The sequence below is a fragment of the Aeromonas bivalvium genome (assembly GCF_000819765.1).
GTDB lineage: Bacteria > Pseudomonadota > Gammaproteobacteria > Enterobacterales > Aeromonadaceae > Aeromonas > Aeromonas bivalvium.
On record NZ_CDBT01000037.1, the window covers coordinates 1,685 to 22,293 of the forward strand.

Consider the following 20,609-nt stretch of genomic DNA (forward strand, 5'->3'; position numbering starts at 1 on the left):
CCGCCGCCAGCACGGCGCTGGCCGCAAGTGCGGACGAGGCGGTGCGCCAGAGCGCGCTCGCCATGTTCCACTCCCTGGAGCAGTGGGTGGTCGACAACGGCTTTCTCGAGGTGGTGGCGCTGCGCAACCGCTTCGCTCGTGCCATGGGTTATCGCGACTACTTCGACTACAAGGTGCACAAGAACGAGCAGATGAGCCCGGCGCAGCTGTTTGCCATTCTCGACGACTTCATCGCCCGCACCGATGATCGGCTGCACCAGAGTCTGGAAGAGCTGAAGGCTGCCAAGGGGGAAGCGGCCCTGCTGCCCCACAACCTGCGCTACAGCGTGAGTGGCGACGTGACCCGCCAGCTCGATCCTTACGTGCCCTTCTCCCGGGCGCTGAAGGATTGGGTCCAGAGCTTCCGTCGCCTCGGCATCCAGTACCGCGGTGCCACCCTCACCCTGGATCTGCTGACCCGGGAGGGGAAATACGAGAACGGTTTCTGTCACGGCCCGGTGCCGAGCTTCTGGCAGGAGGGGGAGTGGGTCCCGGCTGTGGTCAATTTCACCAGTCTGGCGGATCCTGCCCAGGTGGGCAGCGGCTGGAGCGGCCTCAACACCCTGTTCCACGAAGGGGGTCACGCGGCGCATTTTGCCAACGTCACCGGCAATGCCCCCTGTTTCTCCCAGGAGTTTCCCCCCACCTCCATGGCCTATGCCGAGACCCAGTCCATGTTCTGCGACAGCCTGCTGGACGACGCGGACTGGCTCAAACGCTACGCCAGGAACGGGGCGGGGGAGGCGATTCCCGACGCGCTCATCCAGGCCATGATAGAGGCGCGCCAGCCATTTCGCGCCTTCAACGAGCGCCAGATAGCCCTGGTGGCCTATTTCGAGCGGGATCTCTACGCCATGGCAGAGAGCGAACGCACCCCAGGCGCCGTGCTGGCGCTGGCCCGCAAGTGGGAGCACCGGATCCTGGGGGTGGAGAGCCCGCGCCCGCTGCTGGCCATTCCGCACCTCCTGAATCAGGAGTCGGCCTGCGCCTATCATGGTTACCTGCTGGCGCTGATGGCGGTGGAGCAGACCCGCGCCTACTTCCTTAAGCGCGACGGCTACCTCACCGACAACCCGCGCATCGGGCCGGATCTGGCCGCCCACTACTGGGGGCCGGGCAATGGCATGACCCACGACGAGACGCTCAGGAGCCTGACCGGCGAGGGCTTCAGCGCGGCGGCGCTGGCAGAGGCGTGCAACCGGAGCGTGGCGCAGGCGTGGCAGCAGGCCCAGGCGTGCATGGCGGCGGCGCACCAGCGCCCACCGGCTGGGGAAGGCACGCCCCTCGACGCCCAGATCCGGGTGGTGCACGGGGCCGAGCTCATCGCCGACAACAGCGAATCCGAGGCCCGCATGCTGGCGGATTTCGAGGCCTGGATCCGGCGCCTGGAGGCGCAGCAGAGGGCCGAGCCGACCCGGGCCTGAGCCCTGTGATGACAGCCATAAAAAGAGCCCCGAAAGGGGCTCTTTTTATGGGGCGTTGCGGCTCCTGGCTGGTATCCACAGTGGAGAGGAAAGGGGGTCTCTTTACTTGCTTCGGGACTGCCGGGGCTGGCCGACATGCTGTGACCCGGTGGCGACATCGGATGTCGCGATGAGAATGGGGCAATTTGTTAATTCATAAGGGAAAAAATCTACCCCAACCGACCGGTGGGCGGTGACGAGGCGGCCTCCATCCAATGGGGGCCGCTGCCGCTCCCTTCTTAGCCCATTTTTTCTGCCGTGAAATTACTTGGCCCCATCCCCCGGGTTTGTCTGCGTTCCCCTTGGCGTCGCCGTTGACTATTTCTCGGTCAGACCCAGAATCGGCCCTCTCGCCACCCCCGACGCGAGTCGGGTTCGGAAAGTCGCAGGTCTCATGTCATGAGACGGCTGGACCGCACATACGAAGGGCGGGCCCCGCCTTTCACCCTTAATTCCCGAGCATCATCGCCACCCTGAGCCGGTCGCCCCTGGGCGTGTCCGTTTGCTCAGCCGGCGAGTCTCGCTATGAAACCGGGTGTATGTTGCGAATGAATCGCTTTGTTTATCTATTCGTGTTGTTGCCTGGCCTGGCCCAGGCCGGTTCCCTCGATCGGGAGAGGGAGGCCTGGGTGATCCAGGCCCGCCAGGGGCAGTTGGCCCAGGCTGCCGCCGGGCTCGACGCCCTCTATCGGCGCAGCGGGGATGGCCGGGTGCTCGACGATCTCATCGCCGTGCAGATCTGGCGTCAGGATCGTGCAGCGGCCCTGGCCAGCTGTGAGCCGTGCGAATTCAAACCCATCTCCAATGACTCCCTCGAAACCCTGGCCAGGGCGGCCCGGGATCTGGGGCGCTACCCCCTGGCGATCAGCTATTACCGCATCCTGCAGGGGCGTGATCCCGCCAACCGCAACGGCTGGCTCGGGCTGTTTCTCACCGCCAGCGATCAGGGCAACCAGGAGCTGGCCCGCCGCACCGCAGAGGAATATGACACCAGATTTGGCCGCGATCGTGCCATCCTCGATGCCCGCATCTATGCCGCCCGCCGGGCCGAGGATCCCATGGGAGAGCTGCTGGCGCGCCAGCAGTGGCTGGCGCTGGAACCAGGCAACGGTGAGCAGGTGCTGGCTCTCTACCGGGTGGCGGTGAGCCTGGGGGCCGGTCCCGCCGCCGTGGATCTGATGGACAGTTATCCTGAGCTGTTCACCGCGGTCGACCGGCTCTGGCTCGATTACTACCAGGCGGTCAACCTGCTGCGGATCTCGCCCCGGCTTGCCGATCCGGCGCAGGCCCGCGATGCCCTGACTCGCACCCTGGCCTTGCAAGAGGGGATCCTGGCCCGGGCTCCTCGCGATCACCAGCTCTACCTCAGTGCACGCCGGGATGCGGTGGTGACCCTGGTGGCCCTCGGCGAGTTTGCCCGGGCCGAACAGGCGTCTGCCGCGCTGCAGGCCGAGGGGCCGTTGCCCGACTATGTGCTGGAGGCCCGCGCCGATGCCCTGGCCGGGCTGGGGCGGGTGGATGAGGCGTCCGATCTCTACGAGGCGCTGGCGACCCCGGCGCGAGCCAGGGACAAGGCGCTGCTGGAGAAGCGCTTCTACGCCTATTCGGACGGCGAGCGTTATGGCGCCGCCCAGGGGCTGCTGGCCGGTTGGCAGGAGCCGCCGACCCGCTGGGATTTTACCGGCAACATGCGCATGGCCAACGACGACTACGAGAAGGTGTTGCAGCTGAACACCCTGCTGCAGGCCTGGCGTGGTGAAGCGGACGCGGCACAGAGACAACTGGAAGGGTGGCTGGACAGTGCGCCTGCCAACCCCTGGCTCTGGCTGCAACTGGGGGATATCCGCCGCTGGCGCGGCCACCCCGATGGGGCCGAACAGGCTTACCGAGAGGCGATGCGCTGGTTGCCCCCCGGGCGCAGCGAACAGGCCGAGCCGGGTCGCCTCAACGCTTTGATCGACAAGGGCGAGTGGCGGGGCACGGCGCAGGCGGTGCGCGACCTCGGCAACCTGACCCGGGATCGGCAGGCATTGCAGCAGCGCCTGGCGCTGGAGCAGGCCCCCCGCTTTGTCGCCGACCTGAGCCATGGTCGCAACGAAGGGGGCTCGGTGCAGGCCAGCCGGGACTGGCGCTACGACAGCCGTCTCTACAGCTCCCGCAGCGACGGCGGCGATCGGTTGTTTGTCCGGCGCCAGGGCGGCTTTGGCGAATTTGACGGGCAGCCCGAGCGCGCCGCCTATACCGGGCTCGGGGCCGAGCTCTCCTTCTATCCGCTGCAACTCACCCTGGAAGGGGGAGTGGGCAGCGAGCTCAATGACAGAGGCTATCTGTGGAGCCGCCTCGACTGGCGGCTGGGGGATCACTGGAACCTGGGCGCCGCCATCAATCTCAACAGCGCCGATACCCCGCTGCGGGCACTGGCCCGGGGTGACTACGCCGATCAATATCAGCTGGATCTTGGCTGGCGCCAGGACGAGACCCGGGAGGCCGGGCTGCGGCTGGAGCGGATGGACATAGAGGATGGCAACCGCCGGCTGACCGCCTCCGGCTGGCTGCGTCAGGATCTCTGGCGCCGGGATCGCTGGTGGTTCGACGGCACCCTGCGGGCAGCCAGCTCCCGCAACGAGGCGGTCGAGGCGGATTACTTCAATCCGCTCAGTGACCGCAACCTGGAGCTGGAGCTGGCGGGGCGCTACCGGCTGCCGCTGGATGGGCGGCGCGCCCTGCAGCAGAGCCTGGTCATGAGCGGCAATCGCTACTGGCAGCAGGGCTATGGCGGCGATCAGGGCTGGCAGCTCAGCTACCGCCACGACTGGATACTCTCCCCCGCCCTCAGCCTGGGCTATGGCCTGGGCCGCCGTCAGGCCATCTACGACGGCAACCCCGAGTTCGGAAATTTCATCTTCGCCAATCTGCAATGGAGTTTCATGTGATGAGACGCTGGCTTGCGCCCCTCTTTCTGCTGTTGTCCCTGCTGCCGTCCCTCGGCCAGGCGGCCCGGCAACCCGATGATTATGTGGTGCTCTGCTACCACGACATCGTCGATCTGAAATTGACCCCCAACCTCAAGCTCTATCCCCAGACCATACGGCGCGACACCCTGATCCGCCACTTCAACTGGATCAGGCAGCAGGGCTATCAGCCGGTCAGCTTCCAGCAGATCCTGGATGCCAAGGCGGGCAAGGCACCACTGCCGGAGAAGGCGATCCTGCTCAGCTTCGACGATGGCTACGAGAGCTTCTACCGCCTAGTCTATCCCCTGCTCAAGCTCTACCGCTATCCGGCGGTCTTCGCCCTGGTGGGCAGCTGGCTGGAGGTGCCTGACGACAAGATGGTGCCCTACGGCAATGACAAGCTGCCGCGCAGCTACTTTGTCGGCTGGCCGCAGATCCGCGAGATGCAGGCGTCCGGGCTGGTGGAGATAGCCTCCCACACCTTCGCCTCCCATTACGGGTTGCTGGCCAATCCCCAGGGCAATGTGCAGCCGGCGATGACCACGGCTGGCTGGAGCCAGCAGGGCTACGAGACCATGGCCGACTACCGGGCGCGGATCAAGGCCGACCTCGACGCCTCGGCCAGCCAGCTGAAGGCGCAGACCGGCCGCGCACCGCGGATCCTGGTCTGGCCTTACGGCGCCTTCAACCAGACGGCGCTGGATCTGGCCAGTGCAGCCGGCATGCCCTACACCTTCACCCTGGCCGAAGGGACGAACAGGGTGAGCGACGCCGGGGACAGGGTGCGCCGCTACCTGCTGGAGGAGGAGACCAGCCTGGAGACCCTGGACGAGATCATGGGGGGCAATACCTGGACGCGGCAGGTGGAGCGACTGGTGCACGTGGATCTGGATTATGTCTACGACCCGGATCCCCGCCAGATGAACAAGAACATCGATCTGCTGCTGGATCGGATCAAGGGTTACGGCATCACCACCGTCTACCTGCAGGCTTATGCCGATGACAACGGCGACGGGGTGGCGGAGGCGCTCTACTTCCCCAATCGTCACATGCCGGTCAAGGCGGATCTCTTCAACCGGGTGGCCTGGCAGCTCAAGACCCGGGCCGGGGTCAAGGTGTATGCCTGGATGCCGGTGCTGGCCTACGACCTGGGGCCGGGTCACGCCTATGTCACCGACAGCCGTACCGGCGCCCCCGCCGAGGGGCAGTATCTGCGGCTCTCTCCCTGGGATCCAGACAGCCGGCAGCGGGTGCTGGATATCTACGAGGATCTCGGCTTCTACACCAAGTTCGACGGCCTGCTGTTTCACGACGACGCCTTCCTCGGCGACTACGAGGGGCCCATGACCCTGGCGCGCACCCCGGATGCGCTGCAGGCGCAAGGGGAGCAAAAGACCGACCTGCTGATCGATTTTACCCTGGCGCTGCGGGATGCCGCGGCCCGCTATCGTCAGGGGGGCGCTGACGGCCTCAAGACAGCCCGCAACATCTATGCGGCCCTGGTGACGGAGCCGCACTCCCAGCAGTGGTTCGCCCAGAGCATGTCGGCGTTCGCCAAGGCCTATGACTACACCGCCGTGATGGCCATGCCCTACATGGAGCAGGCGGACAATCCCGACCAGTGGCTGGCCAAGCTGGCGGTGGATGCGCTGGCGCAGGTGCCGGCCGAGCGGCTGGTGTTCGAGCTGCAGAGTCGCAACTGGCGCACCGGGCAACCCATCCCGGATGCCGAGCTGGCGCGCTGGATGCAGATCATCCGGCGCGAGGGGGTCAACAACTTCGGCTACTACCCGGATGATTTTCTGAGCAATCAGCCGGATCCCGCCGTCCTCAAGCCTGTCTTCTCGGTGCAGACCCAGCCACGAGCTGTCCAGTTGCCATCGGCCCCCACCGGCTCGGCGGCGCAGACGGGGGTGACGCAGTGAGCGACTTTCTCTCCGGGGTGGCTGTCTTTACCCTGGCCTACCCCAGCCTGATGGCCCTGGTGTGGATGTGTGGCGGCCTCTATTACTACTTCCAGTGGGAGCGGCGGGATCTGGCCCTGGCCAGGCGCGGCCTGGTGCTGCCCCGCTATCCCAAGGTGACCCTGATGGTGCCCTGTTACAACGAGGGGGCCAACGTGGAGGAGACCATAGGCCACCTGCTGCGCCAGCGTTACCCCGACTTCGAGGTGCTGGCCATCAATGACGGCAGCCGGGATGACACGGGCGCGCGGCTGGATAGGCTGGCGGCGCAGGATACGCGCCTGTGCGTGCTCCATCAGCGCAATCAGGGCAAGGCGATGGCCCTCAACAACGGCCTCAAGGTGGCCAAGGGGGAGATACTGGTGGGCATAGACGGGGATGCGGTGCTCGACCATGACGCCGTGGCCTGGATGGTGAAGCACTTTCTCGACAGCGCCAGGGTCGGCGCCGTCACCGGCAATCCCAGGGTGCGTACCCGCTCCACCATCATCGGCAAGATCCAGACCGGCGAGTTCAGCTCCATCATTGGCCTCATCAAGCGGGCCCAGCGCATCTACGGCACCGTCTTCACCGTCTCCGGGGTAGTGGTGGCGTTTCGCCGCTCGGCGCTGGAGGCGGTGGGGGGCTGGAGCACCGACATGGTGACCGAGGACATCGACATCAGCTGGAAGTTGCAGCTGGCGGGTTGGCTCATTCATTACCAGCCCCAGGCTTTGTGCTGGGTGCTGATGCCGGAGACGGTGCGTGGCCTCTACAAGCAGCGGCTGCGCTGGGCCCAGGGCGGGGCCGAGGTGATGCTGCGCCATGGCCCCCAGGCGCTGCGCTGGCGCAACCGTCGCTTCTGGCTGTTGCTGCTCGAATATGCGGCCAGCGTGCTCTGGTGCTATGCCATGGTGCTGCTGGCGCTGATCTGGCTGGCCGCGCCGGATCTGCATGCCCTGGGGGAGGGGCACTTCTTCGCCTGGTCCGGGGTCCTGATGACCAGCATCTGCCTGCTGCAATTCGGGGTCAGCATCTTCATCGACCATCACTATGACAAGAGCATGGCCCGCAGCTTCATCTGGTGCGTCTGGTATCCGCTGGTTTACTGGTTGCTCAATCTGGTGACGGTGATCGTCGCCGTGCCCAAGGCGGTGCTGCGCCGCCGCGGCCAGCTGGCCGTCTGGGAAAGCCCCGACAGAGGAGAGTCCTTCCGTGACAAGAAATAAGTTTGCCAACGAGATGATCATTCGCAACGGTGGCCGTTGCAGCTGGCGCTACAGGGTGCGGGATCTGCTGATCCTGCTGCTGACCTGGGGGGGCTGGTTGCTGCTGGCGCTGCAGCCCTGGTTCAACTACCTCGGCAGTGGCAGCGAGGTGAGCTTCATCGGCTCCCTCGACTGGCTGGCTCTGGGTCAGCTGTTCCTGGCGCTGGTCCTGGGGCTGTTTCTGCTGATCCATACCTGGGCCAGGTACAACAAGTGGATCCATCTGCTGGTGCGGCGGCGGACTCTCTGAGGGGGGGCTGGCTACTCATCTGATTTGATTGTGGTTTCCAATCTGGGGGTGGGAAATGGACTCGGTATGGCGCCAGATATGTTTCGCTGGGTATATTGAGTATTGATGGCGATCCAATATCATGGCGCTCGCCGCCAAGGGGTGGCATTCAGATGACCTGTATCAGGAGCCCGCTCAGAGGCTCGTCGAGGGATGGAATGAGAGCCGTATTCTTGTGTGTACTGGGCCTGTGGCCCGCATTGAGTTTCGCCAGTCTGGGCATGAGCGCGGACATGGTGGTCGTGAACAAGTCCTCCTACAGCCTGAGCCTGATGAAGGATGGCAAGGAGCTGAAACGCTACTGGATCGCCCTGGGGCCGGCGCCCAAGGGTCACAAGCAGCGGGAGGGGGATCAGCGTACCCCAGAGGGGCGCTACACCCTGGATTACAAGAAGAGTGATTCCAGCTTCTATCGGGCCATCCACATCAACTACCCGAACCTGGACGACATCAAGACCGCCAACGAGCTCGGGGTCAGGCCGGGGGGCATGATCATGATCCATGGCCAGCGCAACGGCAACGGCTCCAGCCTGCAACCGTCCAACTGGACCAATGGTTGCATCGCCTTGCTCAACAAGGACATGGACGAGGTGTGGGACGCCATCGAACCTGGCACCCCCATCGTCATCCACCCCTGACGGGATCGATTCAGACAGCAAAACGGCAGGCCTTGGGCCTGCCGTTTTGTTTGCTGCCGGGGCGCTTCATGCTGGCCCGTTCATCCTGTCATCGAGCTGGGACTTGATCAGCGCCTGCAGTACCGCCATCAGGGCCGCCCCCGTCATGCCGAACATCAGGACGCCGTTGGCAGCCTCAAGGGGGCCCAGCAGTTTCCAGTGAGTGCTCATCACTATGTCGCCATAGCCGAGGGAGGTGAAATTGACCCCGGAGTGGTAGACGGCTTCATAGAGCAGTTCAAACTCCCCCAGGCCGAGAAACAGCAGACCCCAGAGCATGATCTGGGCGAAGTTGCCCAGCATCAGCAGCACCATGACCACCAGCAGGGGGCCGACTCCGCGGCCGAGCCGACCCGGGTTGGGGTTGTTGTGCACCTGCTTGATATAGAAGCGCACCGCCCGAAAGGTGAGGGCGGCTTGCAGGGTGAGGCAGACCAGCATGGTGGGCAGGCCCACCAGAAGATTCATCAACATCATGGCGTCGTCTCATGGTTGGCAGAAAATGTGTGTGGCCGGCGCATCCGCCAGCGTTCCAGTGCCCAGATGGCAGCCCAGGCGTAGCCGGCTACCAGCAGGAACAGGCCTAGCCTGAACAGGGAGGCTTGCAGCACATCCTTGCCATTGGCGCTGTCCTGAATGGCCGGGCCCAGGAGTATCATCATGGTCAGCAGGGCGTTGCTCCAGAAGGAAGGGGCGACCCGGCTCGCCTTGATCCGAAACAGCCGCACGCCCAGCCAGAGGGTGGCGGCCATGGTCCACAGCATCAGCATCCACAGATTGGGCCAGAGGGCGAGCCCGGACCAGGCGATGGCGGCCACCAGGGCGCCCACCAGGGTCGAACCTATCAGCTCCTTGCCGGCGTGGCGGGCCTGGGTGGTGCAGGCCTGCTGTCCGAGCGCCACCGTCTTCATGATGGCGGCCAGGTAGTGAGCGGGATCCTGCAGGGCCAGCACCAGCACGGGCAGCACTATGATCACGGCCCGCAGCGCCACCCAGCTTGCATTCTCGGGGCTGAGATAGGCGGGTTTGGCAACGGGCTCCCCGTCGGGGAACAGGCGGTGGGAAATGGTACCGATGAAGGCCCCCAGCAAGACCCCGCTCGCCAGGGCCTTGATCACCATGAAGGCGAGGGCCTGTTCCGCCACCCCGGCCACCGGGATCAGAGTGAAGATGATGACCAGCAGGGTCAGCAGAGGGTTGCCATTCTTGAGACCGAGATAGAAGAGACCATACAGCACCAGGGCGATCAGCAGCAGGGCGCTGACCCCATAGTGTTGGAGCAGGGGCACCATCAGCACGCCACCCGCCATCAGCAGCATGAGGACGCCAGCCATCAGCAGCCCCTTGAGGGGAGGCAGGGGCGGGCCCGGTCTGCACAGCAGCAGTATCACCACCAGACAGCTGAGATGGGGCAGGGGCAGGGCCAGGCCATAGGTCAGCATGACGCTGAGGCCCAACCCCAGGGTGAGGCGCAGTACCGCCTTGTCGGCCCTGTGCATCAGAGTGTCGCTCCGTCTCGCATGGATTCGCCGCTCAATAGAAGTAGGAGAGCAGGCTCATCAACCTGATGAAACCGGCCCCCAGGCCGTTCATCAGCCAATTATCCCCGCTGTAAACCAGCACCTCGGCCTGGCCACCGACCCGGATCCCCCGGACATCCTTGAGCTCATCCTGCTCGAACTCGATGGCAACCGGGAAGCGCTGGGCCTGGCGCAGCCAGTCCCGGCTGTTCTGCACCGTAGGCAAGCTGCCTGCCGCGCTCTGGGAGCCGGAGCTGACCCCGTTGCCCAGGCTGCGGATCCTGCCCTTGAACACCCGGCCCGGCATGACGTCGAGCACTATGGCCACCTCATTGCCGGGAGCCAGGTTGCCCAGGTTGTTCTCTGTCATGTCGGCGCTTACCCAGACGTCGTGGATGGCGATGAGTGTCATGGCGGGCGCCCCGGCCGAGGCGAACTGGCCGACGTCGGTGCGCAGGTCGGTCACCAGCCCCCGGGATGGGGCCAGAACCCGGGTGTTGTCAAGATCCAGCCTGGCCTTCTCGATGGCGGATCGGGCGCTGATGAGCTGGGAGTTGTCATCGCCGCGGTTGCCCGCGGCCTCCTTGGCCTGGGTCAGGCTGGCCTCTGCCGCCTTCACCTGACTCTGGGCCTGTACCCGGGTCGCCCGGGCGACCTCGAGCCGGCGCACCGAGATGGCCCCCGGATCCTCGGCGTAGAGCCGCTCCTGGCGGCTGGCGTCCTGCTCGGCCTTGAGGCGGTTGGCCCTGGCGGCCTGCAGGGAGGCCTCGGCGGCAATGACGCCGGCTCCCGCCGCATTGACCGAGCGCAACACGGAGTCGTAGTCGGACTTGGCCCGCTGCAGGGCGATCTGATACTGGCTGGGGTCTATCTCGAACAGGGGTTGACCCTGGGCCACATCCTGATTGTTCTTCACCAGCACCTTCTGCACCTGGCCCGATACCTGGGCGGCGACAGGCACCACGAAGGCCTGGACCCTGGCCTGGGAGCTGTAGGGGGTCAGGCGGTCGGCACTGAAGTACCACAAGAGGCTCAGGCCGAGCAGGGCGAGCAGGATCAGGGTGCCGACGCGGCTCCCCTTGCCCGGCTGTGGGTTGGGAGCTGGCGCTGTGGCTGCAGGCTGGGGGGTCTCTTGGCTCATGGTCGTCTCGTCATCACATTAGGGGGCATCGGCAGGGGGCAGGGGATCGGTCAAGAGAGGGCCCCAGTCGCTGCGTGATTGCATCTCTTGCCGGCTCTGATCATCGAGCAGGGGGCGGTGCCGCCCCTGTTGCCAGCCACCGCCCATCGCCTTGTAGAGGGAGATGAGGCTGAGCATCACGCTGCCTCTGCTGCTGACCAGACGCTCCTGCTGGCTGAACAGGGCGCGCTGGGAGTCCAGCACCCGCTGAAAGTCTGCCATGCCTTCCCGATAACGGATATTGGCGATGTCGAGGGAGCGGCGGGCCGCCTGCTCCGTCTGTTCCAGCAGGGTTATCTGTTCCTCATTCTTGGCAAAGCCGATGGCGGCGTCGTCGATCTCGCGTGCGGCACCGAGCAGGGTGTTCAGATAGTTCTCCTTGAGCTGCTGGAAGCGGGCATCCTGCACCAGCACGGCATTGCTGAGCAGGCCATGGTCGAACAGATTCCACTTGAAACTTGGCCCGACCCCCCAGTCCAGGGTGGTGGCGTTGCTCGAGAGGGAACTGGCCGACAGGCCGACCGAGCCCAGCAGGGTGAGGGAGGGGTAGAGTTCGGCCTCGCTGACGCCGATCAGGGCCGACTGGGCCGCCATCAACCGCTCCGCGCTGCGCACGTCGGGGCGACGACGGACGAGGTCGGCGGGCAGCTCGGCTGCCAGGGCCAGGGTCGCATGGGGGATCCTGCCCGTGCCGGCCTTCATCTCGGGCAGGGGGCCGGGGGCGCGGGCGAGCAGGGTGCTCAGGGCATTTTGCCCCTGACGCAGGCTGGCCTCCAGGGTCGGAATGCCCGATAGCGTACTCAGATATTGGGTCTTGGCTTGCTGCACATCCAGCTCGTCGCTGTTGCCGCTTTTGAACAGCTTCTCGGTGATCTCCAGACTGCGTGCCTGCAGCCGGGCGTTGTCCCGGGAAATCTGCAGCCGGGATTCCAGGGTCCGGATGTTGACGTAGAGGCTGGCAACCTGGGCCGCCATCAGGATCTGGATGTCATCATATTGCGCCAGGGTGGCAAAGTAACTGGCATCCGCCGCCTCTATGCTGCGTTGGAACTTGCCCCAGAAATCGATCTCCCAGCCGAGATTGGCACCCAGACCATAGCTGATGAAGTGGGGATCGGGACCGTCCCGCACCTGCCCCGTTTCCAGGGCATTGCCGCTCAGTTGCTGCAACTGGGGATAGCGGCTGGCATCGGCGATACCCAGCTGTGCCCGCGCCTCCAGGATGCGCAGACCGGCGGTCCGTACGTTGTGGTTGTTGTGCAGCGCCTCCTGCACCAGGGCGTCGAGCACAGGGTCCCCCAGCTGGGTCCACCACTCGTCGAGCCGAGTGACGGAGGCCCTGGCCCGGGTCTGCTCGAGGGAGCCCCCCTGCCAGTCGGCAACGGCTCCCCCCGGGGGCTGGACATAGTCCGGCCCCAGGGTGGTGCAGGCACTCAGCAGCAGGGAGCCCAGCAGGGCGACGCCGACGGTCAGGCCGCCGGCGCGGGATCTGGCATCAGCAGGTTCAGGAAGCATTGCCGGAGTCTGTCGTCTCGGTTCTGTCGTCCAGCTGGGCTGGCTTGCCAGCCAATGGTGTCAGGTGGTGGCCTGCGACCCAGGCCATGAAGATCTGGTAGCCGATGGCGAGCAGGGTCGCCCCCACGAACATGCCGAGGATGCCGCTCGAGACCATGCCGCCCAGGGCGCCCAGCAGTATGATGGGCATGGGGGCATCGACGCCGCGACCGAGCAACAGGGGCTTGAGCACGTTGTCGGCCAGGCCGGAGATCACCAGCAGCACCGAATAGGCGATGGCGGGGGCCGTGGCATAGTCACCGCTGCTCCAGATATAGATGAGGCAGGGGATGAAGATGACGGCGGCCGGGATCTGGGCGATGCCGAGGATCAGGGCAAACAGGGCGAGCAGGCCGGCCGCCGGGATCCCCGCAATCGCCATCACCAGACCGAGCATGATGGCCTGAATGAAGGCGACCCCAATGACCCCTTGTGCCACGGCACGTATGGTGGCGGTGCAGAGGGTGGCGAACTCGTCACCCCGATCCTCGCCCATGATGCGGGCGGAGATGGCGCGAGCACTCTGCTGGCCGGGCAGGCCATAGGTCATGATGATGCCGGCCACCGCGAAGGAGACGATGAACTGGAGCATGCCGGTGCCCATGCTGGCGACCATGCCCAGTGCCGTCTTGGCGATGTTGCCTATCTTGGGTTGCATGCTCTGGATGAAGGCGGGCAGATCGGTCGCGGCCTGATGCCAGATGCCATAGACCTTCTTGCCGATGACGGGCCAGTTGGCCACGGACTCGGCCGGCAGGGGGATCTGCAGGCTGTTTTCCTTCATGGCGTGGATGAACCCGGTGATGGTGTCGGCCAGGGAGCTGGTGAGCCAGATGGTGGGCAAGACGATCAGGACGATGCCGCACAACACCAGCAGGGTGGCGGCGCGGCCCTGTTTCTGGCCGAGTCTGGCGGCCAGTTTCTGATGGGCAGGGTAGAGGGTGACGGCCAGGATCAGGGCCCACAGCATCAGGGTCAGGAAGGGAGAGAAGATGCCGTAGCAGGTGATGACCAGGGCCAGGATCAGCCCTGCCTTGATCAGCACATCCAGCAGCTTGTTGAACAAGCGCCGTTCCAGTTCGGGGTTGGTATCGTATTGCTGCATATCAGGCTCTCGTAATGGAAGTGAGGTGAGGGTTATCAACTACCGGCAATCTTCAGGGGGGACATTCTTAATTGATTTACCTGTCCCCATGCTTAACCGTCGTGATATTTGCCGAATATAAAAGCTCTTTACATATCAATACATTGATTTATAGCCGATGAGAACAGTGACTATGGTACTTATTTGAGTGGCGCCTGCTTTATTTACATTTCTTCGGGATTGGCGGCTGGGGGGAAATTGGGGAAGTGATGCCGCTCATTTAATAACGGCGACATAAGATGCTGACAATGTCGGGACGCACGGCGCCACCCGCAGGTATTTTGCTGCCAATGGACACCATGGTTGCACGATATGCCAGAATGCGGATTCCAGCCCCCGTATTGCGAGTCCGGATTGAGAGCCTGGCCGGGAAAGCAGGAGGAGGCGTGCTTCCCTCCCGGGCCCGGTTCCCCCTGCTGCCAGGCCAGCAAGAGAGAGCCCCGCACGGGGCGGGGCTCTCTTATTGTGTCCGTGATGGCCGCGAGGGCGGGTATCACTCCTTGAGCACGGCGGCGAAGGCGTCGGCCACGTATTCCACGTTGCGGCTGTTGAGGCCCGCCACGCACATGCGACCCGACTGCACCAGGTAGACGGCGAACTCTTCGCGCAGGCGATCCACCTGGCTCGGAGTCAGTCCCGTGTAGCTGAACATGCCGCGCTGGCTGATGAAGTAGCCAAAGTCGCGGCCCGGCACCTTGGCACTGAGTACCTGGTAGAGCTTCTCGCGCATGGCCTTGATGCGGGTGCGCATCTCGGCCACTTCCTCGACCCACAGGGCGTGCAGCTCGGGCTGGCTCATCACGGCCGCGGCGACCTGGCCGCCATGGGTGGGGGGGCTGGAGTAGTTGCGGCGCACCGTGGCCTTCATCTGGCCCAGCACCCGGCTCGCCTCTTCGGCATCCTGGCAGATGATGGACAGACCGCCGCAGCGCTCGCCGTAGAAGGAGAGGTTCTTGGAGAACGAGTTGCTGACAAAGAAGCTGACCCCCGCCGCCACCATGGCGCGGATGGCGTAGGCATCCTCTTCCAGCCCGTCACCGAAGCCCTGATAGGCGATGTCCATAAAGGGAATGAGCCCCTTGTCCACCACCAGCGCTATCACCTGATCCCACTGGGCGCGGGAGAGATCCACCCCGGTCGGGTTGTGACAGCAGGGGTGCAGCAGCACTATGCTCCTGGCCGGCAACTGGCTCAGGCAGTCGATCATGGCGTCGAACTGCACGCCGCCGCTTGCCGCGTCGTAGTAGGGGTAGTCGTGCACCCTGATGCCGGCCCCCTCGAACATGGCCTTGTGGTTGTCCCAGGTCGGGTTGCTGACCCACACCTCGGAGTCCGGGAAGTAGCGCTTGAGCAGATCGGCGCCGATCTTGAGGGCGCCTGAGCCGCCGATGGTCTGGATGGTGGCGATGCGACCGGCTTTCACCGCCTCATGGTCGGCGCCAAACAACAGGTGCTGCACGGCGGTGCGGTAGTTGGCTGCCCCCTCCATCGGCTGGTAGGGACGCGGCGTCGGGGCGCCCGCACGCTGGGCTTCTGCCTGCTGCACCGACGGCAGCAGCGGGATGCGGCCCTGCTCGTCGTAATAGAGACCTATCCCCAGATTCACCTTCTGCTCGCGGGTGTCTTTGTGGAAGGTCTCGACCAGGGTCAGTATGGGGTCGCCAGCATAGGCATCGACGTGTTCAAACATGGGGGGTCCTTGAGGTTGGCTGTCCAGTTTCGTCGGCTCGGGGCCGGGGTCGTTATCATGTCGTAATCTGGAAGTGGCCTCAAGCTGTTCGGCATGGCGGCAAGAATGACAGTTATTGTCGTAACAAGAGAGAGATGTCATCCATGTAGAAAAGGGCAGTCATAAAATTAATCTCCCCCATTTTGGTCGTTGAGGATGCCTTTATAGTGTCACTTGGATAACATTGTCGTGCATAGAGTACTCCATCATGACGGTCACCCGGCTACCCGGATCTAATACCGGGCCAGCTGGGGCAAATGATTAGTTGCATAATAAGCTGAGTATTTTCTGGCAACACATTGCAGTGTGCCTTGGCCCGGTTGCGGGACCCCACGATAACAGGTGACTCATCGCCGATGACTCGACACGTTTCTAATGCCTCTTCTCCCTGGCTGGACTGGCACGGCCTGGGTGGCTGGAATATCTATTTCCTTGCCAAGTTTGCCCTGCTCTGGGCGGGTTACCTCAATTTCCATCCCCTGATCAATCTGGTATTTGCCGCCTTTCTGATCTTTCCACTGCCCCGGACGGGGTTGCGGCGCATCCGGCACTGGCTGGCACTGCCGGTCGGGGTGGGGATCTTCTATCACGACACCTGGCTGCCGGGCATGGAGAGCATTCGCGCCCAGGGGGCGCAGGTCTTCTCCTTCACCCTGGATTACTGGCTTGAGCTGCTCGGCCGCTTCATCAACTGGGAGATGGTTGGCGCCGGCTTCGTGATGCTGACCCTCTATCTGTTCATCGCCCAGTGGCTGCGCTTCACCCCCTGGATCCTGCTGGCCCTGCTCTGGCTGTGGCTCTCGCCCCTGGTGGGGGATCCCTTTGCTTCGCAGGCAACCCGGGTCGCCAGCACCGACAAAGGCAGCGAGCTGGCGGCTGAGCCTGAGGACAAGCAGGTATCCATGGCGGAGCAGCTGGATCAGAGCGCGCCGCCGACCAACCAGAATCTCAATGCCTACCTCGACAGCTTCTACGCGCAGGAGCGGGACAGGGTCGTGCATTTCCCGCAGCAGTTGCCAGCGGATGCGGCCCCCTTCGACGTGCTCATCATCAACATCTGCTCCCTGGCCTGGAGCGACGTGACGGCCAGCGACCTGATGGCTCACCCCATAGGTCGCCACCTGGACCTGATGTTCAAGCACTTCAACTCGGCCACCTCCTACAGCGGCCCGAGCTCCATCCGGCTGCTGCGGGCCAGTTGCGGACAGACCAGCCACCAGGGGCTCTACACGACAGCGCCCAGCCAGTGCCTGCTGTTCGACAATCTGGCCCAGCTCGGGTTCGAGAAGCAGCTCGCCATGGATCACTCGGGGGCATTCGGCAACTACCTCAAGGATCTGCAGCAGTATGCCAGCCTGGATGTCCCCCTCATGAGCAAGGAGGGGATGCCCCACGATCTCGCCTCCTTCGATGGGGAACCCATCTATCGGGATGATGCCCTGTTCGCCCGCTGGCTGAGTGAGCGGCAGAAGAGCAAGGCGGAGCGCAATGTGACCTTCTTCAACCTCATCGCCCTGCACGACGGCAACCGCTACGCGGCCACCCGCAAGATAGCCCCCTACAAGGCGAGACTGCAGACTCTGCTCGATCAACTGGATCAGTTCCTCACCTCGCTGGAGCAGTCTGGTCGCAAGGTGGCTGTGATCCTGGTGCCCGAGCACGGGGCGGCCATCGCCGGCGACAAGATGCAGATGGCCGGTCTGCGGGACATCCCCAGTCCCAGCATCACCCAGGTGCCGGTCGGGATTGCCCTGATCGGTGCCAAGGGCGGCCATGGAGCGACCAAGGCCATAGATACCCCCAGCAGCTTCCTGGCCATCTCTGAGCTCATCTCGCGCCTGGTCGGTGGCAACACCTTCGGCAGTGCCACCATAGATTGGGACGGGCTGCTCAAGGGGTTGCCCGAGACGCCTGCGGTTTCGGAGAACCAGGGCTCGGTCGTGCTCGAATATCAGGGCAAGTACCACATCAAGCTGGGGGAGGGGGACTGGGTCCCCTATCCCCTATGACACCGGAGGCTGAGATGCAGAGTGAACGGCGACCCGTGACGCCCACCCCCTTCGGTGTGCCGGTCGAAGGCGGCATGATGAGCGACGTGGCCATGGTGCAGCAGGCCTTCGGCGTGAGCCTCTCCTATCAGGACATCGCCTTCAGGGAGCGGCTCGTCGCCTTGCGCGAGCGTTTCCCCCTGCTGGCGGAGCTGGAGATGAGGGGGCCTGAATGAATTGCGTTGCCCTGCAAGGGATCCGTGGCGGCGTGGGCACCAGCTCCCTCGTCGCCGGCCTGGCGCTGGCGGCCCGGGAGCAGGGGGCCCGGGTGCTGGCGGTGGATCTGTGCCATGACAACCTGCTTGGCATCCATCTGGGGTTGCCCCATGCCGATGCCAGGGGCTGGAGCCGGCTGGCGGATCCGGCCCGGGAGTGGCGCTCGGCACTCTATCACTATGAGGAGGGGCTGGATCTGCTGCCCCATGGCGGCCAGCCGGGGGCATCCGCAGGGGAGTGGCTGCAGGCCCTCGATGGTTATGATCTGGTGCTGCTGGATCTGCCCGTGGGGCTGGTTCCCGCGCTCCCTTGCCGGCTGCTGACCATAGTCAATGCCGATGCCAACTGCCATGTGCGACTCCATCGCCATGCCTGGGCGGCGGGGGAGCGACTGCTGGTGACCCAGTTCAGCAGCCGCCGGGCCCTGCAGCAGGATCTGCTGGATCTCTGGCAGGCGGCCGGCCTGCCCCTGCTCGGCCTGCGGCTGCACCGGGACGAGGCGATGGCCGAAGCCATGGCCGCCAAGCAGCCGGTGGGCCGCTATGCCCCCACCAGCCTGATCGCCCACGAGCTGGCCTCCCTGGCCAGCTGGTGTCTGGGCGCCGGGGGCGACGACCCATGCTAGCCCGGCTGTTGACGCCGACGGCGAGCCTCTGGTGCTCCCGGCATTACCAGGGGCTGCGCCGCCAGGGCGGCTCCCGGCTGGGATCCGCCGGTCTGACCCTGGTGTGGCTGCTGGCCTGGACCCTGTTTCCCCTGGAGCGCCATGGCTGGCAGTGGGTGCTGAGCCATGCAGAGGGACTCTATCCCCACCTGGCCCGGCCCCGGGTCGGGGATCCCCTGCGCATCCTGTTGCAGAGTCTCTGGATCATAGTGCGCCGCCCCAGGCCGATTCCCCTGCGCTGGCCCGCCTCCTGGCAGCGTGCCTGGCAGTGGGGCACCCAGGCCCTCGGCCGCTTCCTGATCCGGCAGGAAGAGAAGGGGCTGGCGGCGGCCAGGGCCACCCCCAGGGAGGCGCGCTGGAAGAGCGTGCTGCTGTGCGCGGTGGCCGGCACCCTCTCCCTGCTCTGCATCACCCAGCCATTCACCCTCGAGGCCCAGCTGGTGTTCGTCATCATGTTGATGGGGATGGCCTTCATCCTGCGCGCCGTGCCGGGCCGCTACCCCATGCTGATGATGATGGTGCTCTCCCTCACCGTCTCCTGCCGCTACATCTGGTGGCGCTACACCTCTACCCTGGACTGGTTCGATCCCGTCAGCCTCACCTGCGGCCTCTTGCTGCTGGCCGCCGAGACCTATGCCTGGATAGTGCTGCTGCTCGGCTACTGGCAGACGGCCTGGCCGCTGAATCGCCCCCCGGCGCCCTTGCCGGCGGACCCGGCACAGTGGCCCAGCGTGGATCTGATGATCCCCACCTACAACGAGGATCTCGCCATCGTCAAGGGTACAGTCTATGCGGCCCTGGCCCTCGACTGGCCCTCGACTGGCCCGCCGACAAGCTGACCGTCTGGCTGCTCGATGACGGGGACAGGGCATCGTTTCGTGCCTTCGCCGAAGAGGCGGGGATCCGCTATGTGGCGCGGCCGACCCACGAGCACGCCAAGGCCGGCAACATCAACTACGCGCTCAGGCAGGCGAGCGGGGATCTGGTCGCCATCTTCGACTGCGATCACCTGCCGACCCGATCCTTCCTGCAGATGACGGTGGGCTGGTTCTACCGGGATCCCAGGCTGGGGGTGGTGCAGACTCCCCATCACTTCTTCTCCGCCGATCCGTTCGAGCACAACCTGCAGCGGTTTCGCAAGATGCCGAACGAGGGAGCGCTGTTCTACGGCCTGGTGCAGGATGGCAACGACATGTGGGACGCCAGCTTCTTCTGCGGCTCCTGCGCCGTCATCAAGCGCTCTGCCCTGGACGAAATCGGCGGCATCGCGGTGGAGACGGTCACCGAGGATGCCCACACCTCGTTGCGGCTGCACCGCCTTGGCTACACCTCCGCCTATATCCGCATTCCCCTGGCGGCGGGGCTGGCCACCGAGAGCCTCTCCGCCCACATAGGGCAGCGCATCCGCTGGGCGCGCGGCATGGTGCAGATCCTGCGCCTGGACAACCCCCTGTTTGGCAAGGGGCTCAATCTGGGGCAGCGGCTCTGCTACTTCAACGCCATGCTGCACTTCCTGTCGGGCATACCGCGGCTCATCTTCCTGACGGCGCCACTCGCCTTCCTGATCCTGCACGCCTACATCATCTATGCCCCGGCGGCGGCCATCGCCCTCTACATGCTGCCGCACATCTTCCACAGCGCCCTGACCAACTCCCGGCTGCAGGGCAAGGTGCGCCACTCCTTCTGGGGCGAGGTCTACGAGACCGTGCTGGCCTGGTACATAGCCAGGCCGACCACGGTGGCGCTGTTTGCCCCCCACAAGGGCAAGTTCAACGTCACCGCCAAGGGGGGCATGACGGAGGAGGTGTATCTGGATCTGTCGGTCTCCAGGCCCTATCTGATCCTGATCCTGCTCAACCTGTGCGGGCTGGGCTTCGGCATCTGGCGCATCTGCACCGGCCCGGCCGACGAGGTGCTGACC

At 64.8% G+C, this 20,609-nt stretch carries 17 protein-coding genes; 11 read left to right on the top strand and 6 right to left on the bottom strand.

The annotated features are described in order from the left end of the window. From BN1119_RS11930 to BN1119_RS11955, 6 genes are all read left to right on the top strand, one after another. Positions 1–1,463 (top strand): M3 family metallopeptidase (locus BN1119_RS11930; RefSeq protein WP_041998116.1); only part of this gene is annotated, 1,463 nt, incomplete at its 5' end. A gap of 587 nt (positions 1,464–2,050) precedes the next feature. Then, positions 2,051–4,435: a poly-beta-1,6 N-acetyl-D-glucosamine export porin PgaA gene (pgaA, locus tag BN1119_RS11935; protein WP_244463736.1), complete on the top strand. Its 2,385-nt coding sequence runs from the start codon at positions 2,051–2,053 to the stop codon at positions 4,433–4,435. Next, positions 4,435–6,381, top strand: a complete 1,947-nt coding sequence (gene pgaB, locus BN1119_RS11940; RefSeq protein WP_041998119.1) for a poly-beta-1,6-N-acetyl-D-glucosamine N-deacetylase PgaB — start codon at positions 4,435–4,437, stop codon at positions 6,379–6,381. Before pgaA ends, pgaB begins: the two co-directional genes overlap by 1 nt. Further along, positions 6,378–7,628 carry a poly-beta-1,6-N-acetyl-D-glucosamine synthase gene (gene pgaC / locus BN1119_RS11945; RefSeq protein WP_084205437.1) on the top strand — a complete coding sequence of 417 codons (1,251 nt, stop codon included), beginning with the start codon at positions 6,378–6,380 and terminating at the stop codon, positions 7,626–7,628. The genes pgaB and pgaC overlap by 4 nt, the downstream gene beginning before the upstream one ends. After that, complete coding sequence (locus tag BN1119_RS11950) at positions 7,615–7,917, top strand: hypothetical protein (RefSeq protein ID WP_041998121.1); 303 nt, start codon at positions 7,615–7,617, stop codon at positions 7,915–7,917. The genes pgaC and BN1119_RS11950 overlap by 14 nt, the downstream gene beginning before the upstream one ends. A gap of 197 nt (positions 7,918–8,114) precedes the next feature. Next, positions 8,115–8,594, top strand: coding sequence for a L,D-transpeptidase family protein (locus tag BN1119_RS11955; RefSeq protein WP_041998123.1), 480 nt, complete (start codon positions 8,115–8,117; stop codon positions 8,592–8,594). Between the two features lie 66 nt (positions 8,595–8,660). Here BN1119_RS11955 and BN1119_RS11960 read toward each other — a convergent pair whose 3' ends face one another. The 6 genes from BN1119_RS11960 to BN1119_RS11985 all read right to left on the bottom strand — a co-directional run bounded on the left by BN1119_RS11960 (position 8,661) and on the right by BN1119_RS11985 (position 15,721). After that, positions 8,661–9,110, bottom strand: a complete 450-nt coding sequence (locus BN1119_RS11960; RefSeq protein WP_084205438.1) for an ion channel — start codon at positions 9,108–9,110, stop codon at positions 8,661–8,663. Then, on the bottom strand, positions 9,107–10,132 hold the full coding sequence (locus BN1119_RS11965) for a DUF2955 domain-containing protein (protein WP_041998125.1): 1,026 nt from the start codon (positions 10,130–10,132) through the stop codon (positions 9,107–9,109). The genes BN1119_RS11960 and BN1119_RS11965 overlap by 4 nt, the downstream gene beginning before the upstream one ends. 34 nt (positions 10,133–10,166) lie before the next feature. Further along, the gene (locus tag BN1119_RS11970; protein ID WP_041998127.1) at positions 10,167–11,294 is read right to left on the bottom strand and encodes an HlyD family secretion protein; all 1,128 of its coding nucleotides are present in this window, start codon (positions 11,292–11,294) and stop codon (positions 10,167–10,169) included. A gap of 18 nt (positions 11,295–11,312) precedes the next feature. Further along, positions 11,313–12,848 (bottom strand): TolC family protein, encoded by a 1,536-nt coding sequence (locus tag BN1119_RS11975; RefSeq protein ID WP_084205439.1) that lies wholly within the window; start codon positions 12,846–12,848, stop codon positions 11,313–11,315. Next, positions 12,838–13,992, bottom strand: coding sequence for an AI-2E family transporter (locus BN1119_RS11980; RefSeq protein WP_041998129.1), 1,155 nt, complete (start codon positions 13,990–13,992; stop codon positions 12,838–12,840). Before BN1119_RS11980 ends, BN1119_RS11975 begins: the two co-directional genes overlap by 11 nt. A gap of 532 nt (positions 13,993–14,524) precedes the next feature. Next, positions 14,525–15,721 carry an amino acid aminotransferase gene (locus BN1119_RS11985; protein WP_041998130.1) on the bottom strand — a complete coding sequence of 399 codons (1,197 nt, stop codon included), beginning with the start codon at positions 15,719–15,721 and terminating at the stop codon, positions 14,525–14,527. Positions 15,722–16,116: 395 nt separating this feature from the next. Between BN1119_RS11985 and bcsG the strand changes: the two genes are divergently transcribed. From bcsG to BN1119_RS20940, 5 genes are all read left to right on the top strand, one after another. Next, positions 16,117–17,769, top strand: coding sequence for a cellulose biosynthesis protein BcsG (bcsG, locus tag BN1119_RS11990; RefSeq protein WP_041998132.1), 1,653 nt, complete (start codon positions 16,117–16,119; stop codon positions 17,767–17,769). 14 nt (positions 17,770–17,783) lie between these two features. Beyond that, on the top strand, positions 17,784–17,984 hold the full coding sequence (gene bcsR, locus BN1119_RS11995) for a cellulose biosynthesis protein BcsR (RefSeq protein WP_041998134.1): 201 nt from the start codon (positions 17,784–17,786) through the stop codon (positions 17,982–17,984). Then, positions 17,981–18,649 (top strand): cellulose biosynthesis protein BcsQ, encoded by a 669-nt coding sequence (gene bcsQ, locus BN1119_RS12000; RefSeq protein WP_041998136.1) that lies wholly within the window; start codon positions 17,981–17,983, stop codon positions 18,647–18,649. Before bcsR ends, bcsQ begins: the two co-directional genes overlap by 4 nt. Then, entirely contained in the window at positions 18,643–19,527 is an 885-nt protein-coding gene (locus BN1119_RS20935; RefSeq protein ID WP_244463737.1) for a glycosyltransferase family protein, read from the top strand. Before bcsQ ends, BN1119_RS20935 begins: the two co-directional genes overlap by 7 nt. Then, a partial coding sequence (locus BN1119_RS20940) for a glycosyltransferase family 2 protein (protein WP_244463738.1) occupies positions 19,410–20,609 on the top strand: 1,200 nt, incomplete at its 3' end. The genes BN1119_RS20935 and BN1119_RS20940, both read left to right, overlap by 118 nt.

What these genes read in the sequence shown, in the direction of transcription:
- pgaA (WP_244463736.1), top strand. Translation starts at nt 2,051, where the DNA reads ATGAATCGCTTTGTTTATCTATTCGTGTTGTTGCCTGGCCTGGCCCAG.
- pgaB (WP_041998119.1), top strand. Translation starts at nt 4,435, where the DNA reads ATGAGACGCTGGCTTGCGCCCCTCTTTCTGCTGTTGTCCCTGCTGCCG.
- BN1119_RS11955 (WP_041998123.1), top strand. Translation starts at nt 8,115, where the DNA reads ATGAGAGCCGTATTCTTGTGTGTACTGGGCCTGTGGCCCGCATTGAGT.
- BN1119_RS11960 (WP_084205438.1), bottom strand. Translation starts at nt 9,110, where the DNA reads ATGATGTTGATGAATCTTCTGGTGGGCCTGCCCACCATGCTGGTCTGC.
- BN1119_RS11965 (WP_041998125.1), bottom strand. Translation starts at nt 10,132, where the DNA reads ATGCACAGGGCCGACAAGGCGGTACTGCGCCTCACCCTGGGGTTGGGC.
- BN1119_RS11970 (WP_041998127.1), bottom strand. Translation starts at nt 11,294, where the DNA reads ATGAGCCAAGAGACCCCCCAGCCTGCAGCCACAGCGCCAGCTCCCAAC.
- BN1119_RS11975 (WP_084205439.1), bottom strand. Translation starts at nt 12,848, where the DNA reads ATGCTTCCTGAACCTGCTGATGCCAGATCCCGCGCCGGCGGCCTGACC.
- BN1119_RS11980 (WP_041998129.1), bottom strand. Translation starts at nt 13,992, where the DNA reads ATGCAGCAATACGATACCAACCCCGAACTGGAACGGCGCTTGTTCAAC.
- BN1119_RS11985 (WP_041998130.1), bottom strand. Translation starts at nt 15,721, where the DNA reads ATGTTTGAACACGTCGATGCCTATGCTGGCGACCCCATACTGACCCTG.
- bcsG (WP_041998132.1), top strand. Translation starts at nt 16,117, where the DNA reads ATGACTCGACACGTTTCTAATGCCTCTTCTCCCTGGCTGGACTGGCAC.
- bcsR (WP_041998134.1), top strand. Translation starts at nt 17,784, where the DNA reads ATGCAGAGTGAACGGCGACCCGTGACGCCCACCCCCTTCGGTGTGCCG.
- bcsQ (WP_041998136.1), top strand. Translation starts at nt 17,981, where the DNA reads ATGAATTGCGTTGCCCTGCAAGGGATCCGTGGCGGCGTGGGCACCAGC.
- BN1119_RS20935 (WP_244463737.1), top strand. Translation starts at nt 18,643, where the DNA reads ATGCTAGCCCGGCTGTTGACGCCGACGGCGAGCCTCTGGTGCTCCCGG.